This window comes from Rhodococcus sp. IEGM 1307 (assembly GCF_030056915.1).
Taxonomy (GTDB): Bacteria; Actinomycetota; Actinomycetes; order Mycobacteriales; family Mycobacteriaceae; genus Rhodococcus_F; species Rhodococcus_F opacus_D.
The window spans coordinates 185,116-203,921 of the sequence record NZ_JASHKW010000015.1; the positions used below are offsets into that span (position 1 = coordinate 185,116).

The 18,806-nt window shown below is 65.9% G+C and carries 18 protein-coding genes; 2 read left to right on the forward strand and 16 right to left on the reverse strand.

Features of this window, described 5'->3' with window-relative positions:
• Positions 1–319 precede the first annotated feature (319 nt).
• The gene (locus QM841_RS43475) at positions 320–556 is read left to right on the forward strand and encodes a DUF3263 domain-containing protein (protein ID WP_502943291.1); all 237 of its coding nucleotides are present in this window, start codon (positions 320–322) and stop codon (positions 554–556) included.
• 423 nt (positions 557–979) lie between these two features.
• Here the strand turns inward: QM841_RS43475 and QM841_RS27230 are convergent, their stop codons facing one another.
• The 10 genes from QM841_RS27230 to QM841_RS27275 all read right to left on the reverse strand — a co-directional run bounded on the left by QM841_RS27230 (position 980) and on the right by QM841_RS27275 (position 11,790).
• Complete coding sequence (locus tag QM841_RS27230; protein ID WP_283334486.1) at positions 980–1,789, reverse strand: TetR/AcrR family transcriptional regulator; 810 nt, start codon at positions 1,787–1,789, stop codon at positions 980–982.
• 53 nt (positions 1,790–1,842) lie between these two features.
• Positions 1,843–2,058 carry a hypothetical protein gene (locus tag QM841_RS27235; protein ID WP_283334487.1) on the reverse strand — a complete coding sequence of 72 codons (216 nt, stop codon included), beginning with the start codon at positions 2,056–2,058 and terminating at the stop codon, positions 1,843–1,845.
• Positions 2,059–2,208: 150 nt separating this feature from the next.
• Positions 2,209–2,370: a hypothetical protein gene (locus QM841_RS27240; RefSeq protein ID WP_283334488.1), complete on the reverse strand. Its 162-nt coding sequence runs from the start codon at positions 2,368–2,370 to the stop codon at positions 2,209–2,211.
• A gap of 582 nt (positions 2,371–2,952) precedes the next feature.
• Positions 2,953–3,498, reverse strand: a complete 546-nt coding sequence (locus QM841_RS27245; RefSeq protein ID WP_283334489.1) for an adenylate kinase — start codon at positions 3,496–3,498, stop codon at positions 2,953–2,955.
• A 159-nt stretch (positions 3,499–3,657) separates the two neighbouring features.
• On the reverse strand, positions 3,658–4,821 hold the full coding sequence (locus tag QM841_RS27250; RefSeq protein WP_283334490.1) for an XdhC family protein: 1,164 nt from the start codon (positions 4,819–4,821) through the stop codon (positions 3,658–3,660).
• Positions 4,822–4,881: 60 nt separating this feature from the next.
• Positions 4,882–6,126 carry a 2Fe-2S iron-sulfur cluster-binding protein gene (locus QM841_RS27255; RefSeq protein WP_283334491.1) on the reverse strand — a complete coding sequence of 415 codons (1,245 nt, stop codon included), beginning with the start codon at positions 6,124–6,126 and terminating at the stop codon, positions 4,882–4,884.
• Complete coding sequence (locus QM841_RS27260) at positions 6,123–7,031, reverse strand: FAD binding domain-containing protein (RefSeq protein WP_283334492.1); 909 nt, start codon at positions 7,029–7,031, stop codon at positions 6,123–6,125. Before QM841_RS27260 ends, QM841_RS27255 begins: the two co-directional genes overlap by 4 nt.
• Positions 7,032–7,038: 7 nt before the next feature.
• Complete coding sequence (locus tag QM841_RS27265) at positions 7,039–7,818, reverse strand: enoyl-CoA hydratase/isomerase family protein (protein WP_283334493.1); 780 nt, start codon at positions 7,816–7,818, stop codon at positions 7,039–7,041.
• A 1-nt stretch (position 7,819) separates the two neighbouring features.
• Positions 7,820–10,222, reverse strand: a complete 2,403-nt coding sequence (locus QM841_RS27270) for a xanthine dehydrogenase family protein molybdopterin-binding subunit (RefSeq protein WP_283334494.1) — start codon at positions 10,220–10,222, stop codon at positions 7,820–7,822.
• A complete protein-coding gene (locus QM841_RS27275; RefSeq protein WP_283334495.1) occupies positions 10,219–11,790 on the reverse strand; it encodes a class I adenylate-forming enzyme family protein in 1,572 nt (523 codons plus the stop codon). Before QM841_RS27275 ends, QM841_RS27270 begins: the two co-directional genes overlap by 4 nt.
• A 72-nt stretch (positions 11,791–11,862) precedes the next feature.
• Here QM841_RS27275 and QM841_RS27280 point away from each other — a divergent pair, with 72 nt between their 5' ends.
• A complete protein-coding gene (locus tag QM841_RS27280) occupies positions 11,863–12,396 on the forward strand; it encodes a PadR family transcriptional regulator (RefSeq protein ID WP_037204538.1) in 534 nt (177 codons plus the stop codon).
• A 101-nt stretch (positions 12,397–12,497) separates the two neighbouring features.
• Here QM841_RS27280 and QM841_RS27285 read toward each other — a convergent pair whose 3' ends face one another.
• From QM841_RS27285 to QM841_RS27310, 6 genes are all read right to left on the reverse strand, one after another.
• Positions 12,498–13,103: a UbiX family flavin prenyltransferase gene (locus tag QM841_RS27285; RefSeq protein WP_283334496.1), complete on the reverse strand. Its 606-nt coding sequence runs from the start codon at positions 13,101–13,103 to the stop codon at positions 12,498–12,500.
• A gap of 44 nt (positions 13,104–13,147) precedes the next feature.
• On the reverse strand, positions 13,148–14,548 hold the full coding sequence (locus QM841_RS27290; protein ID WP_283334497.1) for a UbiD family decarboxylase: 1,401 nt from the start codon (positions 14,546–14,548) through the stop codon (positions 13,148–13,150).
• Between the two features lie 48 nt (positions 14,549–14,596).
• Complete coding sequence (locus tag QM841_RS27295; RefSeq protein WP_283334498.1) at positions 14,597–16,045, reverse strand: sodium:solute symporter family protein; 1,449 nt, start codon at positions 16,043–16,045, stop codon at positions 14,597–14,599.
• 120 nt (positions 16,046–16,165) lie between these two features.
• Entirely contained in the window at positions 16,166–17,386 is a 1,221-nt protein-coding gene (locus QM841_RS27300) for an NAD(P)/FAD-dependent oxidoreductase (protein ID WP_283334499.1), read from the reverse strand.
• Positions 17,383–17,571 carry a ferredoxin gene (locus QM841_RS27305; protein WP_265146582.1) on the reverse strand — a complete coding sequence of 63 codons (189 nt, stop codon included), beginning with the start codon at positions 17,569–17,571 and terminating at the stop codon, positions 17,383–17,385. Before QM841_RS27305 ends, QM841_RS27300 begins: the two co-directional genes overlap by 4 nt.
• Before the next feature lie 18 nt (positions 17,572–17,589).
• Positions 17,590–18,783: a cytochrome P450 gene (locus QM841_RS27310; RefSeq protein WP_283334500.1), complete on the reverse strand. Its 1,194-nt coding sequence runs from the start codon at positions 18,781–18,783 to the stop codon at positions 17,590–17,592.
• Positions 18,784–18,806 lie beyond the last annotated feature (23 nt).

Genomic DNA, 18,806 nt, shown 5'->3' on the forward strand with positions numbered 1-18,806 from the left:
TGATCAGTGCGCTCTTCGTCCTCGGACTCGCAGTGGGTGGCCTCTCGATCGCGACACGAGGCGCTGCGCTATCGCCGCACCATCACGATCGAGAACCCTGGAGGATCGTCTATCGCAAGCGCTCCTGAGCGCACTAATCCGTTATCCACACCTAACACTGGGGCCGACAGCATGTGGCCGCCGGTTCGTCGCCGAACAACCGGGGCCGAAAGCAGCACCGTCCGTCTAGTTCTCGTATCGGACGAACCCCGCCGGCCACGTAGGGAGAACACACAATATGCCCGGCACGAACAACGTTCGACCCACCGAAAAGACGCGAATGCTCAGTTTCGCGCTCCAATGGCAACAATACGGCGGTGGTTCCAACGAGGAAATCTACGTAAACTTCGGCCTCTCCCCCATGCAGTACTTCATGCGACTGCTCAGGATTCTCCGAAGCCCCACAGATCTCGATATGAGTGTGATCTCAGAACTCAATGCGATCTGCACCAGCCGCCTCGACACCGAACGAGCCCGACATCACGACGAGGCGGGTCACCCTGGCGACGAGAGATAACCAAATGCTGTGGATCGAGGGTCGTCAGGCGACCTCGGTCACGGGTGTCCGGTGCGCGGTTCCGAGGTCGTTGCGTTCCGAGGAGCTTGTCCTTTGAAAAGGCGCAGTAGCCTATACCACCGCTACCAGATGTGGTGCATTTACGGACCTGGACCAGGCTCGGGCTTGGGCGGCCTCGGTCGATCGTCTACGGAGGAACCGATGCATGCGCCCGGTACGTCGGCACGCTGACCAAATTCTTCAGGGCCAATACCCCCGTTGACAAGCAACGTGGACCGAGTATTGGCCGTCTCGCTGGCTGGCTGGGCGGCTATTGACAGGCACCCGGGAAAGCCGAGCCCAATATCCAGGAGGCGACGCAGCCGCGCCGAGGGAAGGCCACTCCGTCGTGACCAGTTTGATCAGTCCGCCATCCCCGACCTCCTACGCTGGACGGTTTTTCCGCTGTCCTGCGCTCGACGGTGTCTTCCGCTGTCCTGCGCTCGACGGTGTCTTCCGCTGCCCCGTGCTCGACGGTGTCTTCCGCTGCCCCGTGCTCGACGGTGTCTTCCGCTGTCCTGCGCTCGACGGTGTCTTCCGCTGCCCTGTGCTCGACGGTGTCTTCCGTCGACGACCGCGGCCGAGATGCTGCATGCACTGCTCAATGAAAAGCGTGAGTAAGGCGATCGGGTCGGTGCCCTCAGGATCGAGCTGCCACAAGTAACCGACTCCGCGCAGGTGCGCGATGATCGCCGTTGCTTGCTGCTCAGGGTCTACTCCCGGCTCGATCGAACCGTCCTCGATTCCGGTCCTGATAATCGATGCAAGTTGAGACCGGAAATCGCGGTGGAAATTTTCGAACCTCGCGCGTAGGTCCGGGACCGGCCTGAGCGCCTCGAACATCAGGGCGTACATAACCGCCAGTGACCATGGGTCGCGTTCATAGGCATCCCGGATCTTTGTGAGTAGGACCCGTAGAGTCTCGAGCCCGTGCAGCCCGTCCGTGTCCGACAACTCCGTATCGAGACTCCAGTGCTCTTCAATCTCGTCGACGAGCACTTCGAGGAGTTTGGGCTTCGATCCAAATCTGGCCGTCGCGAGACTCCGGCTATAACCGGCCCGTTCACCAACAGCGGCCAATGTCATCATCTGATATCCGCACTCGACCACGAGATCGCCGGCCGCACGGATGAGCAGGCGCGTCGAGCGCTCGGATCGGACTTGATGGCCGTTCGGCTCATTTGGATTCGCCACGAGTCAATTATAGTTGATTGACAAGAACAGGCTTCCCCTGAACCAGGACACACTCACACGCTGTGCCGGATCGGCGGGCCAGCGAGGTGGCTCGGCCCGGTCCGAGCCATGCCGCCGCTGCAAGCTCGTCGCCGCTCCGCGACCGCCTTCCGCGCGATCTTCAACTGCTCCGCGACCACCGCCGGCTCGTCCTCGTCGTCGATCGGCACCGTGGTCTGCGCGAACGCCTCGTCCTGACGGGCCCGGCGCTGCTGCTGATACTCGAGCACATCCCGCAACAGCAACCGGTGCCGTGCCGGGTGCCGCCCCTCTCCGCCGACAACTCCACCACATCGATCAACCGGCGCACGTCAGTCGGCTCACCCCGAGAAGATCCGCGGCCTGCTGCGTCGTCAGCATCTTCGCCCTCGGTGCCACCGTCACCCCGCCTGCAATGCGGCGACCTGCCTTAGGGCCGCTTGCACCTCCGCCGGCAACTCCTCCTGGTCGTGCTCGTCCGCACCCACGAGGAGAAACCGCGGCTCGACCCGGTCACCGCTACGCCGCTCGTGCGCGTCGAGGAAGCCAACGACCGCCACCAACCCCGCACTCTCCGTCGTCTGCGGGAGCTACGTGTGCGGATCCAAGGCTCGGCGCACGAGCGGATGTACAAGTCATCGGATCGGTGTCACTCATCTCACTCACGGGTATGTGTGCGGCGGACCTGTCACCGCGGTAACCCCTTTCGCGAACAACATCCTTCACAATCAATCCGGACGGTCTCTTCACGGTCAGGTGCCCAGCCAGAACCTTCGACGAGCGACGGTGGTCATTCGCTCGACCAGCAGCGGCCGCAGCGGTGCCGGCGCGGCGACGTCGAGATGCGCGACCAGTGCCCGACAGAACGCTGGTGCCCATCCCGAAATCGGCCCTGATCACCTCGGGAGGGCCGCCACCGTGGGCGCACCAACGTGGGGCTCGGGCCGAGGTAGAAGTATCGCTCCGGCTGCGCGAGCTCGCGGCGGAGGACATCAGGGTGCTGCTCTCACCTCCTGCGCTGTCGGCTGACACGCCCGCCACACCGGCACTTCGGAACAGTCACGTCCCGGACCCTCCAGGATCGAAACGACTACTTCTTGTGACTCGGAGAGGCACCACCCCTGGACGCAACTCCGGAGATTTCCTCAGGCGAGCAACGTCTTCAGTGCTCGTTCGTTGACGTCATCGACCTCACCGACAGCGTCCACGGTCAGCAGTAGATCGGCGTAGTACTCCAAGAGAGGGAGCGTGTCCTCGCGGTACACGTGAAGGCGGTTGCGGATGATGTCCTCCGTATCGTCAGCTCGGCCGCGCCCGAGCATGCGCTCGACCGCGACCTCCGTGTCGATCCTGAACTGCAGGACGGCGTCGAGCTTCTCACCACGCTCGGCGAGAATGTCCCGGAGTGCATCTGCCTGCATCGTCGACCGCGGGAACCCGTCGAGGAAGAAGCCGGTCGCAGCGTCCGGCTCGGACAGTCGGCTCCGAACCATGTCGATGGTGAGCGCCGGCGGCACAAGGTCGCCGGCGTCAAGATACTTCTTGACTTCTGTTCCCAGACTGGTGCCTCTGCCGATGTTGGCGCGGAAGAGATCGCCGGTGGAGATGTGGGGAAACCCGCGTTTCTTCGATAGTAGGCTTGCCTGTGTTCCCTTCCCGGCACCGGGCGGGCCGAGGATTACGAGCCTCAATGTACGGTCCTTTCAAAAGGTTGGTTCGATCTACGATCACGACGGTGACCGAGGGGCAGATGAGCTCAGGTGCAAGCGCATTCACCGGACGCCGACCTTGGGTAACTGAGAAGACTTCCAGCCGGGCCGTTCGAAAAGGGTCCGGTTCCCGCGGCGAGTTCAGGCCGAGACAGTGATCGCCCGACGGGTTCGCGAGGTGGTCGAATGAATTCTGCCGGTAGTCGTGGACAGCGGCTGACCGTCACCGCCGCACTGTGCGGCGATGATTTCGGCGGCGATGGAGACAGCTGTTTCCTCGGGTGTGCGCGATCCCAGGTTCAATCCGATCGGTGAACGGAGGCGCCCAATTTGTTGCGGTGCCAGTCCTGCCTCCCGAAGATTCTTCACTCGCTGGTCGTGTGTCCGCCGAGAGCCCATCGCCCCGATATAGGCCGGTTGTCGATCGCCCCAGCCGTCATCGAGCACGAGGCGCAGCAGCGGTGTATCGAACTTCTCGTCATGGGTGAGGACGATCAGGACGGTTCGGTTGTCGATTCGACCGGCCCGGCGTTCCGCAGCGATATATCGATGCGGCCAGTCGACGACGACCTCGTCCGCATCCGGGAAGCGGGCGGGCGTCGCGAACAGGGGACGGGCATCGCACACGGTGACGCGATATCCGAGGAATGACCCCATCCGAGCGGCCGCCGCGGCGAAGTCGATCGCTCCGAAGACGACCATCCGTGGTGGAGGGGCAAAGGACCGGACGAACACATCCATACCGCTACCGAGCCGTTCACCGTCCGGTCCATAGTGCAGAACGGAACTCGTGCCGTGGGCCAGTAGCCCGCGACCGTCCTCGGCGATGGCCCGATCGGCGCGGGCCGAATTCAGTGTGCCGTGCACCGAGGACGGGTCCAGCACTATCCGTGATCCCACCCTGCTCGGATCGGGATGACGAATGACGGTGGCGACGGCCACCGGCTGGAGCGAGCGCACCGAGGACGTGACAGTGCTCAGCGCAGGGAAGGTCTGCGCGTCGATCCGTTCCACGAAGACATCGAGAACGCCGCCGCAGGTGAGGCCGACTTCGAAGGCCTCCTCGTCGGCGACGCCGTAGCGGACCAACTGCGGTATTCCGTCGGCGAGGACGTCCTGCGCCAGCTCGTAGACGGCGCCCTCGACGCAACCACCGGAGACGCTTCCAGTGATCCCCTCCGGACCGACGAGCAATGCCGCTCCAGGCTGTTGAGGCGCCGAATGCCAGGTCTGCACGACCGTCGCCATCGCGGTGGATTCGCCTGCCTCCCAATGTCGTGCCACCTGTGCCAGCAGGTCCTGCATGGCGATCCCCTCTCTCGAGTCGGATGTCGTTGCCGGTATCGGCTTTCGCCGCGAGCTGTTCTAGCCGTCGCCGCGGCGCCGTGCCTTTCGATTGGGCCTGGTGCGGTGTCTGATCCGCTTCATGAATGCTCGGGCCCGGTCGGCCAGTGCGGTGACGAGGATGGCGACGGCGCTCGGTGGCTGCGAGGCGACGTCGGGTTCGGCCCCTGCCGCTACCTGGTCGACGGCGCGCGCGAAGTCTTCGAACATGCGGCGGCTCACATCGCCGGCGAGCGAGCGGCCGAATCCGGCGATGCGGCCGGTGAGGAAGACGCTCGCCTCGGCCTGCAGTGTGGTGCCGGTGGCGGACGGCTGTGCGGTCATCACGATGGCGGCCTGGGCGCCGCCGCCACCGGTGTCCTTTCCCTGGGCGTTCATGGCGATCCGGTCGGCGGATTGGTCGAGGATGTGCGCGATCCCGTTGAAGGACAGCCGCACGGGACCGAGCGCGATTCGGGCGCGACCGCGGTACCAGTTGTCGCCGAGCTCGTCGGTGAGCTCGGCGCCGGGCAGGCAGCGGGCGAGGAGGCGCACATCGGCGAACACCCTGGCGACATCTTCCGGACTCGAGGTGAGCTCCTTGGTGACATCGACCTCGATGGTGGGCTCACCGGAGGGCAATGCAATCTCCTCGGGTCGTGGCTCGTGGTCCGGTGCGGCTGCGGAGTCGTCCGGGGTGCCGGCCGCACCCGAGTAGCCGGCCGGTGATCGCCCAACCAGGGTGCGGTGGCCGCAGTTGCCTGGTGCGGGGATGCCGTTGCCGCGGTGTGCCTCGGCGACGTCGTCGACGGCGTCGATGATGTTGCGGTAGCCGGTGCAACGGCACAGGACTCCGGACAGCTCGACGGGCAAGTCCTCCCGTTTCACGTCCGGCTGGTGCTCGAGCAGGTCGTAGGAACTCATCAGGAAGCCCGGCGTGCAGAAACCACATTGGAGACCGTGATGGCGTCCGAACGACTCCTGCAGGGGGTGCAGGTCGTCGGGTCGGCCGAGGCCTTCGACGGTGGTGATCTCCGCGCCGTCGAGCTGTACGGCGAAGAGCAGACAGGCCCGGGCCGCCTCGCCGTCGACGAGGACCGTGCACATGCCGCAAATGCCGTGCTCACAGCCGACGTGGGTGCCGGTCAAGCCGAGGTGGTCGCGCAGTGCATCGGAGAGGGTGACCCGAGCCGGCAGCGACATGGTCACCGCGCTGCCGTTAATGGTCATGCTCACTTCGACCGTTTGATCGGCCTCGGTACGGGCGTAGGCGTTGGGCAGATTCATGACGATGCCACCTCCGATGCGGAGCGGATGGATTTCAGGTAAGCCCGGCTGACCTCTCGGGAGAGGAGTCCGGCGATGAGCTGGCGCCGGTACGCCGCGCTGGCGTGGGCATCCCCGCCGGTGTCCACGACGTCGGCGGCGATGTCGTCCGCCTGTACGGCCAGCGCCCGACGCAGGTCTGACTCGGTGGGTGACGAGCCGACCTGCTCGAGCGCAATCCGGAGTGGGGCGGAGATGTCGGCGGTGACGGGGTGGTCGGCGATGCCGAAGCAGGTGATCCGGGCATCGGTGGCGCTGCCGACCGTTCGGACGCGGGCTGCGACACCCGCGAGAGCGAAATCGCCGTGCCGGCGGGCGAACTCACCGAAGCCGAACCCCTCCCCCGAAACTGCCACCGGGAAGAGTACCTCGGTCAGCAGTTCGTCGGGCTCGATCACCGTCGACATCGCGCCGGTGAAGAAGTCGGAGGCTCGCACCTCTCGGCGCCCCCGGGCACAGGTCAGCACCATCGTGGCATCGAGGCAGGAGGCGGCGGCGGGAAGCTCGGCTGACGGGTCGGCGTGGGCGATACTGCCACATACGGTGCCGCGGCTACGGATCTCCCGGTGCCCGATCCAGGGCAGCGCCAGGCGGAGCAGCGGGACCAGAGCGGAGAGGTCGTCGTTCTGCAACCGGCGTTGGCGCACAGTGGCACCGACGCGGATCGACCCGTTGCTGCGCGAGAGTGTATTCAGCTCGGGGACGGCGTTGATGTCGACAAGGGTGGATGGACGCCCCATGCGCATCGCGAGAACCGGCACGAGTGACTGGCCACCGGCCAGCACCTTGGCGCCCTCGCGACCGAGTTCGGCGAAGGTATCGTCGATTGTTCCGGGACGCACGTAGGCGAATGGGGCGGCCTTCATTACCTGATCACCGACCCACGAACTTCGGCACACGCTTCTCACCGAAAGCCGCGACGCCCTCGGCGAAGTCCTCGCTGGCGCGCAGCATCGAGTACGCCTTCCGCTCGAGTTCGATACCGGTGTAGAGCGGTGCGTCGACTCCCCGGTCGAGGACCTCCTTGGCCGTGCGCAGGGCGATCGGCGAGTAACCGAGCAACACGGTGACGACCTTGTCGACCGTCTTTTCGAGCTCTTCGGCGTCCGCGCAGTTGTGGGAGGTCAGGCCCCAGTCGAGCGCCTGCTGACCGGTAATCCGCTTGCCCGTGAGGATGTGGAACTTTGCACGGGACAGGCCGATCAGTCGCGCCAACCGCTGGGTGCCGCCGCTGCCCGGGATCATGCCGAGCTTCATCTCGGGCAGGGCGAAGCGGGATCGGTCGGTGGCGATCCGGATGTCCGCGGACAGTGCGAGCTCGAGTCCGACGCCGAAGCAGTACCCGTCGATGGCGACGATGACCGGCTTGGGGCTGCGGGACGGTGCCGTGATGTCCTGGCCGAGGTCGGTGAGGTCGACCGGGTCGACCTCGAGGAAGCCGGCGATGTCGCCGCCTGAGGTGAAGTGCTCCCCCTCGGCGCGGATCACGACGACCTGGACGTTCTTGTCGGCGTCGATCTCGGCAAAGCGTTCGGCCATCACTCGACGTGTTTCCATCGTGATGATGTTGTAGCGACCGTGGTCGAGGGTGAGGTTGGCGACGCGGCCCTCGTGGCTGCGTTCGAGCCGGATTTCGCCTCCGGTGAGTGGCATGTCAGTTTCCCTTCGTGGTGTGGAGCAGTTGGTGTAGGACATTTCCGTGCAGCGGTAGTGACGTGATGTCCACGCCGTCCGGTGCGAGTGCGTCGGCCACCGCGTTGGCGATCGCGACGGGAAGGCTCATCGAGCTGCCCTCGCCGCAACCCTTGGCGCCGAGCCTGGTCAGTGGTGACGGTGTCTCGAGGTGGTCGCTGGTGAGCGGGAAGCACGCCTCCGCCGAGGTCGGGCACAGGTAATCCATGAAGGTGCCCGCGGTCGGCTGTCCCGAGTCCGAGTACGTCATCTCCTCGAACATCGCTCCGCCGAGTGCTTGTGCGAGCGCGCCGTGCACCTGGCCGTCGAGCAGCGTCTGATTGAGGATCGTGCCCGCGTCGTGCACGCTCGAGACGTCTTCGATGGTGATTTTCAGCGTCTCCTTGTCGATCCGGATGACAACGACCTCGGCGACGAATCCGTAGCAGAGACTGGAGTTGATCTGGTCGGTACGCGATGCGGCCTTCGACTGTGGGGGAGTAAACGCCGCCTCCTCGTAGAGCCGGGCCGAGAAGCCGTCCGGCAACGAGCCCGGATCCCAGTGCACCAGGCCCGCCGCGTGCCGGAACGCCACGGACTGCTCGTGGTCGTCGACGACGCGGACCGTACCGTCGGCGAGCTCGACCGACGCCGGATCCACCTGCAGGAGCACCGAACCGGCCACCCGGATGATGTCGGCGATCCGATCGGCCGCCTCGAGGAGGGCGCTGGTCAACAGGGGCGCGAACCGAGAGGAGTAACTGCCGGAGCTGATCGTCCACGGTGTGCTGGCGGTGTCCATCTCCACGCGCGGGCGGACCTGCTCGACCGGAAGTCCGAGGTGCTGGGCGACGATGTCACGGGCCACGGTCGCATGTCCCTGCCCCTGGGGGACGGTGCCGAGCAGCACGGTCACGATGCCCTGGGGGTCGACGCTGATCCGGACATGTTCGGTCGACCCGGACTTGCCTCGTTTGGCGGTCCGGTCCTTCACCGGGGTGGCGAGGCCGACGTAGCCGATGTTCGTGGCGGACGGGTCGACGATCGTGGCGATCCCGATTCCCATCCACTCCCCGTTCTCCCGGGCGACGCGCTGCTCCTTGCGGAGGCGTTCGTAGCCGGCGTTGTCGAGCGCCAGCTCGAGCGCCCGGTGGTAGTCGCCGGAGTCATAGATACCGCCGCTCGGTGTCGCGTACGGGAACGCGTCGGCGGTGACCATGTTGCGGCGACGTATGTCGGCCGGGTCGATGCCCCGCGACACTGCGATGTCGTCCATCAGCCGCTCGAGCCCGAAGTACAGTTGCTGGCCGCCGAAGCCGCGGTTCAGCCCGGTGGGCGCCTTGTTGGTGACCACCGCACGAGCACGGATAGCGACGGTCTCGATCCTGTACGCGCCGGTGATGTTGCCGAAGCAGCGGTACAACGTGCTCGGCTCCGGCGGCCGCAGGTACGCGCCGACATTGTCGATCAGGTCGACTCGCAGCGCGCCGATCACGCCGTCGTCGTCGACTGCGGCCTCGAATGTCATCAGCCGGTCGGATCCGGAGGAGCTGGCGATCTGGTGCTCGAGGCGGTCCTCGGTCCACCGCACCGGACGGCCGGCGTGCTTGCTGGCCAGCGCCATCAACGCGATGTACGGGTAGATCGCCGACTTGATCCCGAAGCTGCCGCCGATGTCGGCGGGGACGATCAACCGCAGCGACGAGGTGGGAATACCGAGTGACCCTGCCACCACGGGTGCCATGGAGAACGGCCCGTGGAAGTTCGCGTGCGCGGTCACCTCGGGTCCGTCGGCGCCGTCGCGCCAGTCGGCGACGACCGAATAGCACTCCATCGGGGTGGAGGAGTATCGGGGGAAGGAGTAGCTGCGAGTGACGATGTGTGCGGCAGCCGCGAACGTCCCCTCTACATCGCCGAAGGTGAAGGTGCGGTCGGTGGCCACGTTGCTGTCCGCTTGGTCGTGCAGCAACGGCGCATCGGGCTCGAGTGCCTTGTCGGTGCGCACCACGGCCGGCAGTGGTTCGTACTCGATGTCGACGAGCTCCGCGGCGTCCTCGGCGAGGTACCGGTCGGTGGCCACCACGACGGCGACGGGTTCCCCGACGAAGCGGGCCTTGTCGGTGGCCGTGGCGTAATAGGGCGTGGGCGCCGTGACCGAGAGCGGGAACGGCTTCAGCGTTGCCAGGACCTCCTCGGGACCGATCACGGCGGCAACACCGGGGCAGCGGCGGGCCCGATCGAAGTTGACCGAGCGGATCCGGGCATGAGCGTGCGGGCTGCGGACCACCGTCGCCACCAGGGTGCCGGGGAGGGGGTCGAGGTCGTCGAGGAACCGGCCCTGACCGGTGAGAAGGGCCGCGTCCTCGATACGTGCCAAGGTGGTCATTTCGAGGTTCCTTCGTCTGAGTCGGCGAGCACGGTGAAATTGCCGGCGGTGAGCTGGCGGCGGAGGATCTTGCCGACGGCTGACTTGGGGATCTGGTCGACCACCACGAAGCGCTTGGGTCGCTTGAGCGACGGGAGACCGGACTCCTCCCGCGCAAATCGGGCGACCTCGGCGAGTGTCTCGGCGGGGGTGGCACCGGAGGAGCCGACCACGTATGCGGTGACGGCCTGTCCCCATTTGTCGTGGGGGGTACCGGCGACGACCACCTCGTCGAGATCGGGGCTCGCAGCCAGGGCGTCGGCGATCTCGTCGGGATAGATGTTCTCGCCGCCGGAGTTGATCATGTCGTCCACGCGTCCCGCGACCCACAGGTCGCCGTCCTCGTCAGTCGTGGCCAGGTCTCCGGTGAAGTACCATCCCTCCCGGATCGACTTGTGGTCGGCATCGGGACGGTGCCAGTACCCGGCGAACGCCTCAGGACTCTTCATGGAGACGGCAACCTGTCCCTGCTCCCCATCGGCGACGATCTGGTCCGGGGAGGCGTCGGCGCGTGGGTCGACGAGACGGACCCGCGAGAAGACTCCTGCCCTGCCCGCGCAACCCGGCTTGGCCGCCCCGTCGGGCCCGATCGTGAACGTGTAGATCTCGGTGCTTCCGAAGTGGTTCACGAACCGCTCCGGATGGAGCAGGCCGGAAAGGCCCTGTGCCAGGGTCGGTGTCATCGACGCGCCGGCGTAGGCGAGCTTGCGGATCGAGGACGCCTCGCCCAGGCGCCCGGTCTGCAGCAACGACCAATAGATGGTCGGCACCAGATAGAGCGCACCGACCTTCTCACGGGTTATCAGGTCAAGCGATTCCTCGGCTACGAAGTTTGTCTGCGGCACCCAGGTTCCCGCGGCAAGCACGCTCGCGAGGAGGCTGCGCAGGCCCATCGTGTGGAACAGCGGCATCACGCCGAGGGTCACGTCACCCGGCCCGTGGCCGGTCTGGATCAAATGGGCGAGCGCGGCATGGTGCTCGGCGCGATGGGTGCGGGGCACCCCCTTGGGTCGCCCGGTGGTACCCGACGTGTAGAGCATGACGCTGATGTCATCGTCGGTCGGAGTCACCGGCGGCGCGATGCCCGGTGCTCGCCCAGCCGTGCGCTGCACCGAGGCGATTCCTGCGGGCGCGTTCTGTGAGTTGCCGGCCCAGACCACCACCGGCGGCTCGTCTACCTGCTCCAAGGCCCGGGTGACCAAGTCGTGGGTGGCCTCGTCGACCGCGATCAGCGCGGGACTGCAATCGCCGATGCAGTACGCCAGCTCCTCTGCGCCGAACCTGGTGGACAGGGGCAACGAGGTGACCCGCGCCTTCTGCGCGGCCAGGTGCAGCGTCGCCAACGGTTCGCCGCCCCCCAGCAGGAAAATCGCCCGGCTGCCCTCCGTCGCACCCAGCTCGTGCAACGCCCGGGCGACCCGGTCGGTGCGGGCATCCCACTCGGCGTACGTCATCGGGGCGGGGCCACCGACCGCACGACGATGCGGGTACCGCTCCGTCGTCCAGCGGAACGCTGTCGCAAGGTCCATCTCTTCGCTCCCGACCGTCTCATTTGGATCATCTGCTTAATACGGTGGGAACGTTACGATATGCTTAGGACTATGTCAACGGTGAAACTGACGCCGACGTCATACGTCGTGCTGGGCCTGGTCGCGATGCGCGGCCCGACCACCTCCTACGAACTCAAGCGCGCGTGCAGCAATTCGGTGGGCTACTTCTGGCCCTTCCCCCACGCCCAGCTCTACTCCGAACCGAAGCGGCTCGTCGACCTGGGCCTGCTCGACGTACAGAGCGAGGAAGCGGGGCGCCGACGGCAGACCTACACGGTCACCGAGGCCGGAATGGCCGCGATACGTCACTGGCTCGCCGAACCCACCGAGGAGCCCCTACAGGTACGCGATGTGGCGGAGCTGAAACTCTTCTTCGGGGAGTTCGCCACACAAGACGACATCGTGAACCTCGCCCGAGAGCAGATTGCCCAGCACCGGGATCGGGTCGCGGTCTACGAAGACATGCAAACCAGGTTCGGCGACCGAGAGGACGTCGCCGACCGGATGGTCCCCCTCCGGCTCGGACTCGCAATGGAAGAGGCCGCACTGCACTTCTGGGAACAGCTGGAGAAGGAGCGCAGTTAGCGCGTCTGTAATGTGTTGTGCGTCAAGCGATTCCCCCTCGTGACGCGCACCTCGGGCAGGCGACCTGGACAGCAGGTCGCGCGTCGATCGAGGCGCCCGCGTTACCGGTGGGGCTGCACCGGCCGCTTCGAGGTTCCGCTCCAGCGTGTGATCAACCCGGTCTCGATTTCGAACAGGTCGAGGGCCCGGCCGACGGTGTGGTCCACCAGATCGTCGAGCGAGGCCGGTTTCGTGTAGAAGGCCGGCACCGGCGGGGCGATGATCGCACCGAGTTCGCTGAGGTCGGCCATGGTCCTCAGGTGGTTGCGGTGCAGGGGTGTCTCGCGAACCATCAAGACCAGCTTGCGGCGTTCCTTGAGTACCACATCAGCCGCCCGCGCCAGCAGTGTCGAGGTCATGCCCGAGGCAATCTCCGACATGGATTTGATGGAGCACGGGGCCACGATCATGCCCATCGTCCGGAACGAGCCGCTCGCGATAGTTGCCCCGATGTTCTGGTTGGGGTGCACGACGTCGGCGAGCGCTTCGAGGTCACCGACCTCGAGGTTGGTCTCCTCCGCCAGCGTTCGCCGGGCAGCCTTGCTGACAACCAGATGCGTCTCGATCGGCGTCTCCCGCAGCTGCTCGAGGATCCGCACGCCGTACACCGCGCCGGACGCTCCGGACATGCCGACAATCAGACGCGGCGTGAGATCAGGCAGGGTCATGTGAATCCTTCCGTCGATGTCGGGGTCAGGGCCGCCGTGGCTGGTCAACGGGGTCTCGTGGCACGTTCGTGCCAGTCGCCCGGTGCGGGAGCGGCGACCTCGTCGAGGTGGATCTCCTGCTGACCGGGCACCCGGATCCGAGTGAAGCGCATCTCGGGTGCGTCGGTCGGGACGGTGGCGTCCAGCCCCATCTTGGTGCCGAAACCGTCTGCGGTGGAAGGGTCGAGTTTCGAGCCCTGGGAACCCGCGACGACGACGAGGTCGCGATCGGCCTGGAACCGGGTCGCCACCGCCCATTCCACCTCGGTCGGGTCGTGTACGTCGACATCGATGTCCACGACCGTGACGTGCTTGATGTCGTAGTGGGTGGCAAATGCACCGAGGATGACGTTCTTCGCCTCACCGGGTTTGGGGGTCTCCAGCTGGACGTAGAGGTGATACCGGCAGGTTCCGCCACGCGACAGGTGAACGTCCCGTACGCACGGAAAACTGCGCTTCAGGTGCGAAAGAAACGACGCCTCGCGGGGAATCCCGCCGAGCAGAAGATGTTCGAGGCCACCACCCACGATGGTGTGGTACAGAGGAGACTCTCGCTGTGTCAGCGCATCGATCTCGATCACGTGCCGCTCGGCCCGCTCTCCGTAGTACTGCGGAAACTCTCCGAACGGACCCTCGAATTCCCGGACATTCGACAGAAGGCGGCCTTCGAGGACGAATTCCGCCTCCGCGGGAACGCGCACACTGTTCGTCACGCATTTCGTCACCGTAAGCGGAGCGCCCCGCAAGGCCCCGGAGATCTCCAGTTCGTCGTGGTCGATGGGAACGATCGCCTGCGACGCCATCAGGGTCAAGGGGTCCACGCCGACAACGATCGCGATGTCGAGGTCGGCGCCCTCCCGCTCCTGCTCCGCGAAGAACGCGAGTGTATGCCGCGGCAGCAGAAGTGCACCGAGCCGATTGGGTCCGCTCACTTGCAGCCGGTGGATCGAAACGTTCTGGACGCCGGTGTCGGGACGGCGTGCGATCAGCAGCCCCGCCGTGATGTAGGCGCCGTGATCGTGCTCGTTGTGTGTCGGGATGGGCAATTGCTTTTCGAGGTCGACGTCGTGGTGGACGAGTTGCTGGCACGGGGCGTGGCTCGTCTCTTCCGACGGCACCGGGTTGAGGCAGGCGTCTTCGAAGCGAGTGATCAATTCGGACTGCTCGACGCCGGCGGCCTCGGCCATCCAACTGCGCTGTGACAGAAGTCCGGACACGATCGGCACGGGGTGGCCGCCCGGAGCGGGGAACACCGATGCACTGATGCCGTCGAGGCGGTTGGCGACACCCGCGACACCAAACCGCAGGTCGACGTCCGGGTTGGTCAGGGTCAGCCGTCCGCTTCTCTGGAGGTGGTCGAGCCAGCCGCGCAACGAAGCGCCGACGGGCAGTGGGGTCGATGTCATCTGTTTCCTCACTTCATGTTTCACACGGTCGCGGAGTGGCGAAGGCGTTTACACGGTCTCTCGATTCGCCCCTGCGCCGGCTACGGTCACCTCGTTGCCGGGACTCCGCGAAGCCTGGGACTTGGGATCGCTGTCAGCGCGTTTGAGCACATGGCAGATGGTCATGATGACGATCGGGGTGGCGATGGCCACGTAGGCGTTGTCGATGCCGAACGGGTTGCCGGCCAGGAACCAGCCGATGGTCGTGACGAGCGATGCGATGATCGACAAGAGTGCGCCGGTCCGGGTGCCGTAGGTGGGTGTGAAGAACATCAGCAGGACGAGAACCGCCAGCGAGGCGCGCAGAGACTTCGCGAGGAACGTGATGGTGAGGACGTCGGAGGCGATGAGAGCCAGTGCGATCGGGATGATGCCGGTGACGATGGTCGCGGCCTGGATGAAGCGGAGGTTCTTGCGCTCGACTCGGTCACGGTTGAAGTACGGCTGGTAGAAGTCCTTGAGGAGCAGGGTCGAACACCCGATTGTCAACGCGGCGATCGTGCCGAACATGGCTCCGGCCATCCCGGAGACGACGAAGCCGGCGAGGACGGGATGAATGTCGACGGCCAGGGCGGGGAGGGCGCCGATCGAGGCGATCTGCGGGTAGAGGACGGCGCTGCACATGCCGACTACGGCGGCGAAAAAGCCGTACGGGATCAAGATCAGTGTGGAGTAGAGGCCGGCCCGCCGCGCCTTGATGGGCTCGTCGACGGTGGTGATGGCCTGCACAACATACTGGGTGGCGAAGATGGCGCCGATACCCGCGATCAACCAGGCGAAGATCTGCGCCCAGCCGACTCCGGCGATGGCGAACATATCCGAGGGCAGAGCGGCTCGCAGTTCGCCGACGCCACCGACCCGATGAGTGCCGATGACGGCGAGCAGGATGATTCCGGCCAGCTTGACGATCGCATGGATGAAGTTGGTGTACACGACCGACCTCATGCCGCCGATGCTCACGTAGATCGTGGCCAGCACCCCGACAAGGGCGATGGCGAGGGCCTTGTCGATGTCCAACAGATTGGACAGAATCGCGCCGCCGCTGGCGTACACGGCCACCGCGACGATCATCAGAGCGCACACCATGATCACCGAGGTTGCGGTGCGGACCCGTTCGCCGTAGACCCGGGCCAGGGCACCGGAGATGGTCACCTCACCGAGTGCGTTGAATCGGTGGGCGAGAAGGAACGAGAACAGGATGAAACCGAGGCCGAGGGCGACGATGTTCCACGCCGCCGAAATGCCGACCGAGTAGGCCTCCTGTGCGGTGCCGATGCTCGCCGAGGTACCGATGAACTCGGACGCGAGCAGGAATCCGATGAGGATTGCAGGGAATGCCTTGCCGCCGTTCGCAAAACTTGCGGAGGTCCGAGACGATCGCCGCGCCAGGTAGCTGACGGCCGCCAGGATCGCCATGTATCCAAGGACGATGACGATGACCAACCACGTTGATTCCATCCGGGTCTCCTCCAGATCGTGGTCCACAGTGGTGAACCGCACCAGCTATTCATGAATCGGACTGGTGGCCGTGTATTTGCCTGTCGTCCGGCCGGCATTCTCGTCGAGCCGATCGGTGTTTCAAGCTGCCGCGAGAGCGTCCTGCCAACTGACCCCGTCGGCGATCATCCGGCGGTACGGGAGCAGTCGCCGCGGCGCGTCGATCGCCAGCACGCCACCGAGCCGATCACCGGATCGGTAAAGCGCAACGGTCGACCCCGCCGCCGGATCGTGGTGCACCACCGCCACCTCGTCGGGTTGGGCGCTCGCGCGACCGGCCACCTGTATTCGCTTGCCGTACTGGTCGGACCACACGTACGGCACCGGCGCGTAGGGGTTCGGCTCGCGACCGCCATTGTGATCGGCCATCACGGTCGCAGCGGCGGCGATCGCCTGCTCCCGCGCGTTGGTCCAGTGCTCGAGGCGGATCGATTCGCCGAACAACGGGTGGTGCCAGCGGGCGACGTCTCCCGCGGCGTATACGCCGGGTGCGCTTGCCCGACAGAAGGAGTCGCAAACTACACCGTTGTCGATCTCGAGTCCGGACGTTTTCAACCAGCCCGTTGCCGGTACCGCACCTATCCCGACGACGGCCAGATCCGCGTCCACCGCGGTCCCGTCGCTGAGCAATACGCGCTCGAGCGTGCCGCGGCCCTCGAATCCGCGCACGCTCACGCCGCACCGCAGCTCCACACCGTGTCGGGTGTGCAGGTCGGCGCAGAGCCCACCCATCCGGATTCCGAGACCGCGGGACAGGGGCACCGGCAACGCCTCGATCATGGTTACGGTAAGCCCGCGCCGACGTGCCTCGGCAGCAACCTCGGCGCCGATGAATCCACCACCCACGACGACGAGCCGCGGCTCGTCGTCGAGCACGGCTCGGATGGCGAGCGCGTCGTCGAGCGTGCGCAGCGTGCGGATGCCGGACAATTCACGCGGATTGGCCACGCGCCGTGGCGTCGTCCCCGTCGCAACGATCGCCGCGTCGTATTCGACGGCACTTCCATCGGCCAGGTGCACCTGCCGCCGCCGGGGATCGAGTCCGACGGCCGCATGACCGCGGCGCCAGTCCAGATCGAGGCCGGCGATGGTGTCGTCGTTTCGCAGCTGGGTGCGGGTCGGATGCCAGCTCCCGCTGAGAAGTTGTTTGGAGAGCGGTGGACGATCGTAGGGCAGGTGCTGTTCGTCACCGATCATCGTGATCGTGCCCTCGAAGCCCTGCTTACGCAGGGACTCCGCCGCATGGATGCCTGCGAGCGAGCTGCCGACGACCGCGACCTTGCGCAGCGGCCTCACAATCATCCGATTTCGATCGCGGCGACCGGGCAGGCCGCCGCCGCCTCCACAGCAGCGTCCCGGAGCCCCGGGCCGGGTTCCGCGTCGAGCACATGGGCGACGTTGTCCGTGCCGAGCTCGAAGATGTCTGGCGCCGCGAGGACGCAGTCGCCGTAGCCGCAGCACTTGTCGGGGTCGATGGTGATTCGCATGGTGTCGTTCCTTTCCGGTTACCAGGTCACGGGTAGCTGTCGCACGCCGAGATGACGGCCACCGCCCTCGAGTGGTGAGGTGCGCTCGACCTCGCCGTCGATGTGGAAGCCGGGCAGACGCCGAAGCATCGTGGTCACCGCGATCCTGATCTCGGCCTTGGCCAACGGCATGCCCGGGCAGCTGTGGATACCGGCCCCGAACGACAAGTGCCGGTTGGGTGTGCGGTCGAGCACGATCTCGGCGGCGTCGGGGAAGACCTCGGTGTCGCGGTTGGCGGAACCGAACAGCAGCATGATCCGTTCTCCGGCCCTGACCACCCCGTCGGCGATCGGCACATCCTCGGTCGCTACCCGCGGGAACCAGTGCAGCGGTGCGTGAAATCGCAGGATCTCATCGATCGCGACCGGGATGCGACTCTCATCCTCGAGTAGGTGCGCGTGTACTTCCGGGTGCTCAGCCAGGTAGAGCAGCGTGTTGCCCAGACCGAGTGCCGTCGAGTCGTGACCCGCGTAGGTGAGGATGAACATCATGTTGGCGAGCATCTCGTCCGGCACGTCGAGGTCGAAGTTGATCTTCAGCAGCTCCGAGATGAAGTCGTCACCGGGGTTCTGGCGGCGCTCGTCGAACACCTTCATCCAGTAGTCGCAGACCCGGCTGACCACGGCCTGCCCCCGAGAGTCCGAGGCGTGCTCGAGGAACTCGAGGGAGTATTCACGGATGTCGTTGGCCTGCCCGGGATGAAGGCCGTACAGCTGGGTGATCACGTCGAGCGGCAACGGGATCGACATCTGCTCGACCAACTCGGCGCGACCGGTGTCGATGAACGAGTCGATAAGACGGTTCACGGTGGCCTGGATCGCCGGCTCCATCTGCTTGGCCGCGGCCGAGCTCGTCAGGGGCGCGATCAACTTGCGGAACTTCGCGTGCTCGGGCGGGTCGAAGTCGATCGGCGGAAATCGGTGCTCCGACACCGCAGGGACATACACTCCCCCGGTCGAGGAGAACCGCTTGTGGTCCATCGCCGCGGCCTTCACGTCGTCGTACCGCGAGAGCGCCCAGTAGCCGCCGTACTTCTCTCCGCGTGCCACCGGGCAGGTGGCGCGCAGATCCGAGTAGAGCTCGTAAGCGCGATCGGGGGTGAGCTCTGGCGAGTGCGGATCAAACACCAGCGCCTCGCCGGTGGTGGGTTTTTCGGTCTGGTCGCAGCTCATGGTAAAACTCCTTAACGGTGTCG

What these genes read in the sequence shown, in the direction of transcription:
- QM841_RS43475 (WP_502943291.1), top strand. Translation starts at nt 320, where the DNA reads ATGCTCAGTTTCGCGCTCCAATGGCAACAATACGGCGGTGGTTCCAAC.
- QM841_RS27250 (WP_283334490.1), bottom strand. Translation starts at nt 4,821, where the DNA reads ATGCAGGACCTGCTGGCACAGGTGGCACGACATTGGGAGGCAGGCGAA.
- QM841_RS27255 (WP_283334491.1), bottom strand. Translation starts at nt 6,126, where the DNA reads ATGAATCTGCCCAACGCCTACGCCCGTACCGAGGCCGATCAAACGGTC.
- QM841_RS27260 (WP_283334492.1), bottom strand. Translation starts at nt 7,031, where the DNA reads ATGAAGGCCGCCCCATTCGCCTACGTGCGTCCCGGAACAATCGACGAT.
- QM841_RS27265 (WP_283334493.1), bottom strand. Translation starts at nt 7,818, where the DNA reads ATGCCACTCACCGGAGGCGAAATCCGGCTCGAACGCAGCCACGAGGGC.
- QM841_RS27270 (WP_283334494.1), bottom strand. Translation starts at nt 10,222, where the DNA reads ATGACCACCTTGGCACGTATCGAGGACGCGGCCCTTCTCACCGGTCAG.
- QM841_RS27275 (WP_283334495.1), bottom strand. Translation starts at nt 11,790, where the DNA reads ATGGACCTTGCGACAGCGTTCCGCTGGACGACGGAGCGGTACCCGCAT.
- QM841_RS27280 (WP_037204538.1), top strand. Translation starts at nt 11,863, where the DNA reads ATGTCAACGGTGAAACTGACGCCGACGTCATACGTCGTGCTGGGCCTG.
- QM841_RS27285 (WP_283334496.1), bottom strand. Translation starts at nt 13,103, where the DNA reads ATGACCCTGCCTGATCTCACGCCGCGTCTGATTGTCGGCATGTCCGGA.
- QM841_RS27290 (WP_283334497.1), bottom strand. Translation starts at nt 14,548, where the DNA reads ATGACATCGACCCCACTGCCCGTCGGCGCTTCGTTGCGCGGCTGGCTC.
- QM841_RS27295 (WP_283334498.1), bottom strand. Translation starts at nt 16,045, where the DNA reads ATGGAATCAACGTGGTTGGTCATCGTCATCGTCCTTGGATACATGGCG.
- QM841_RS27300 (WP_283334499.1), bottom strand. Translation starts at nt 17,386, where the DNA reads ATGATTGTGAGGCCGCTGCGCAAGGTCGCGGTCGTCGGCAGCTCGCTC.
- QM841_RS27305 (WP_265146582.1), bottom strand. Translation starts at nt 17,571, where the DNA reads ATGCGAATCACCATCGACCCCGACAAGTGCTGCGGCTACGGCGACTGC.
- QM841_RS27310 (WP_283334500.1), bottom strand. Translation starts at nt 18,783, where the DNA reads ATGAGCTGCGACCAGACCGAAAAACCCACCACCGGCGAGGCGCTGGTG.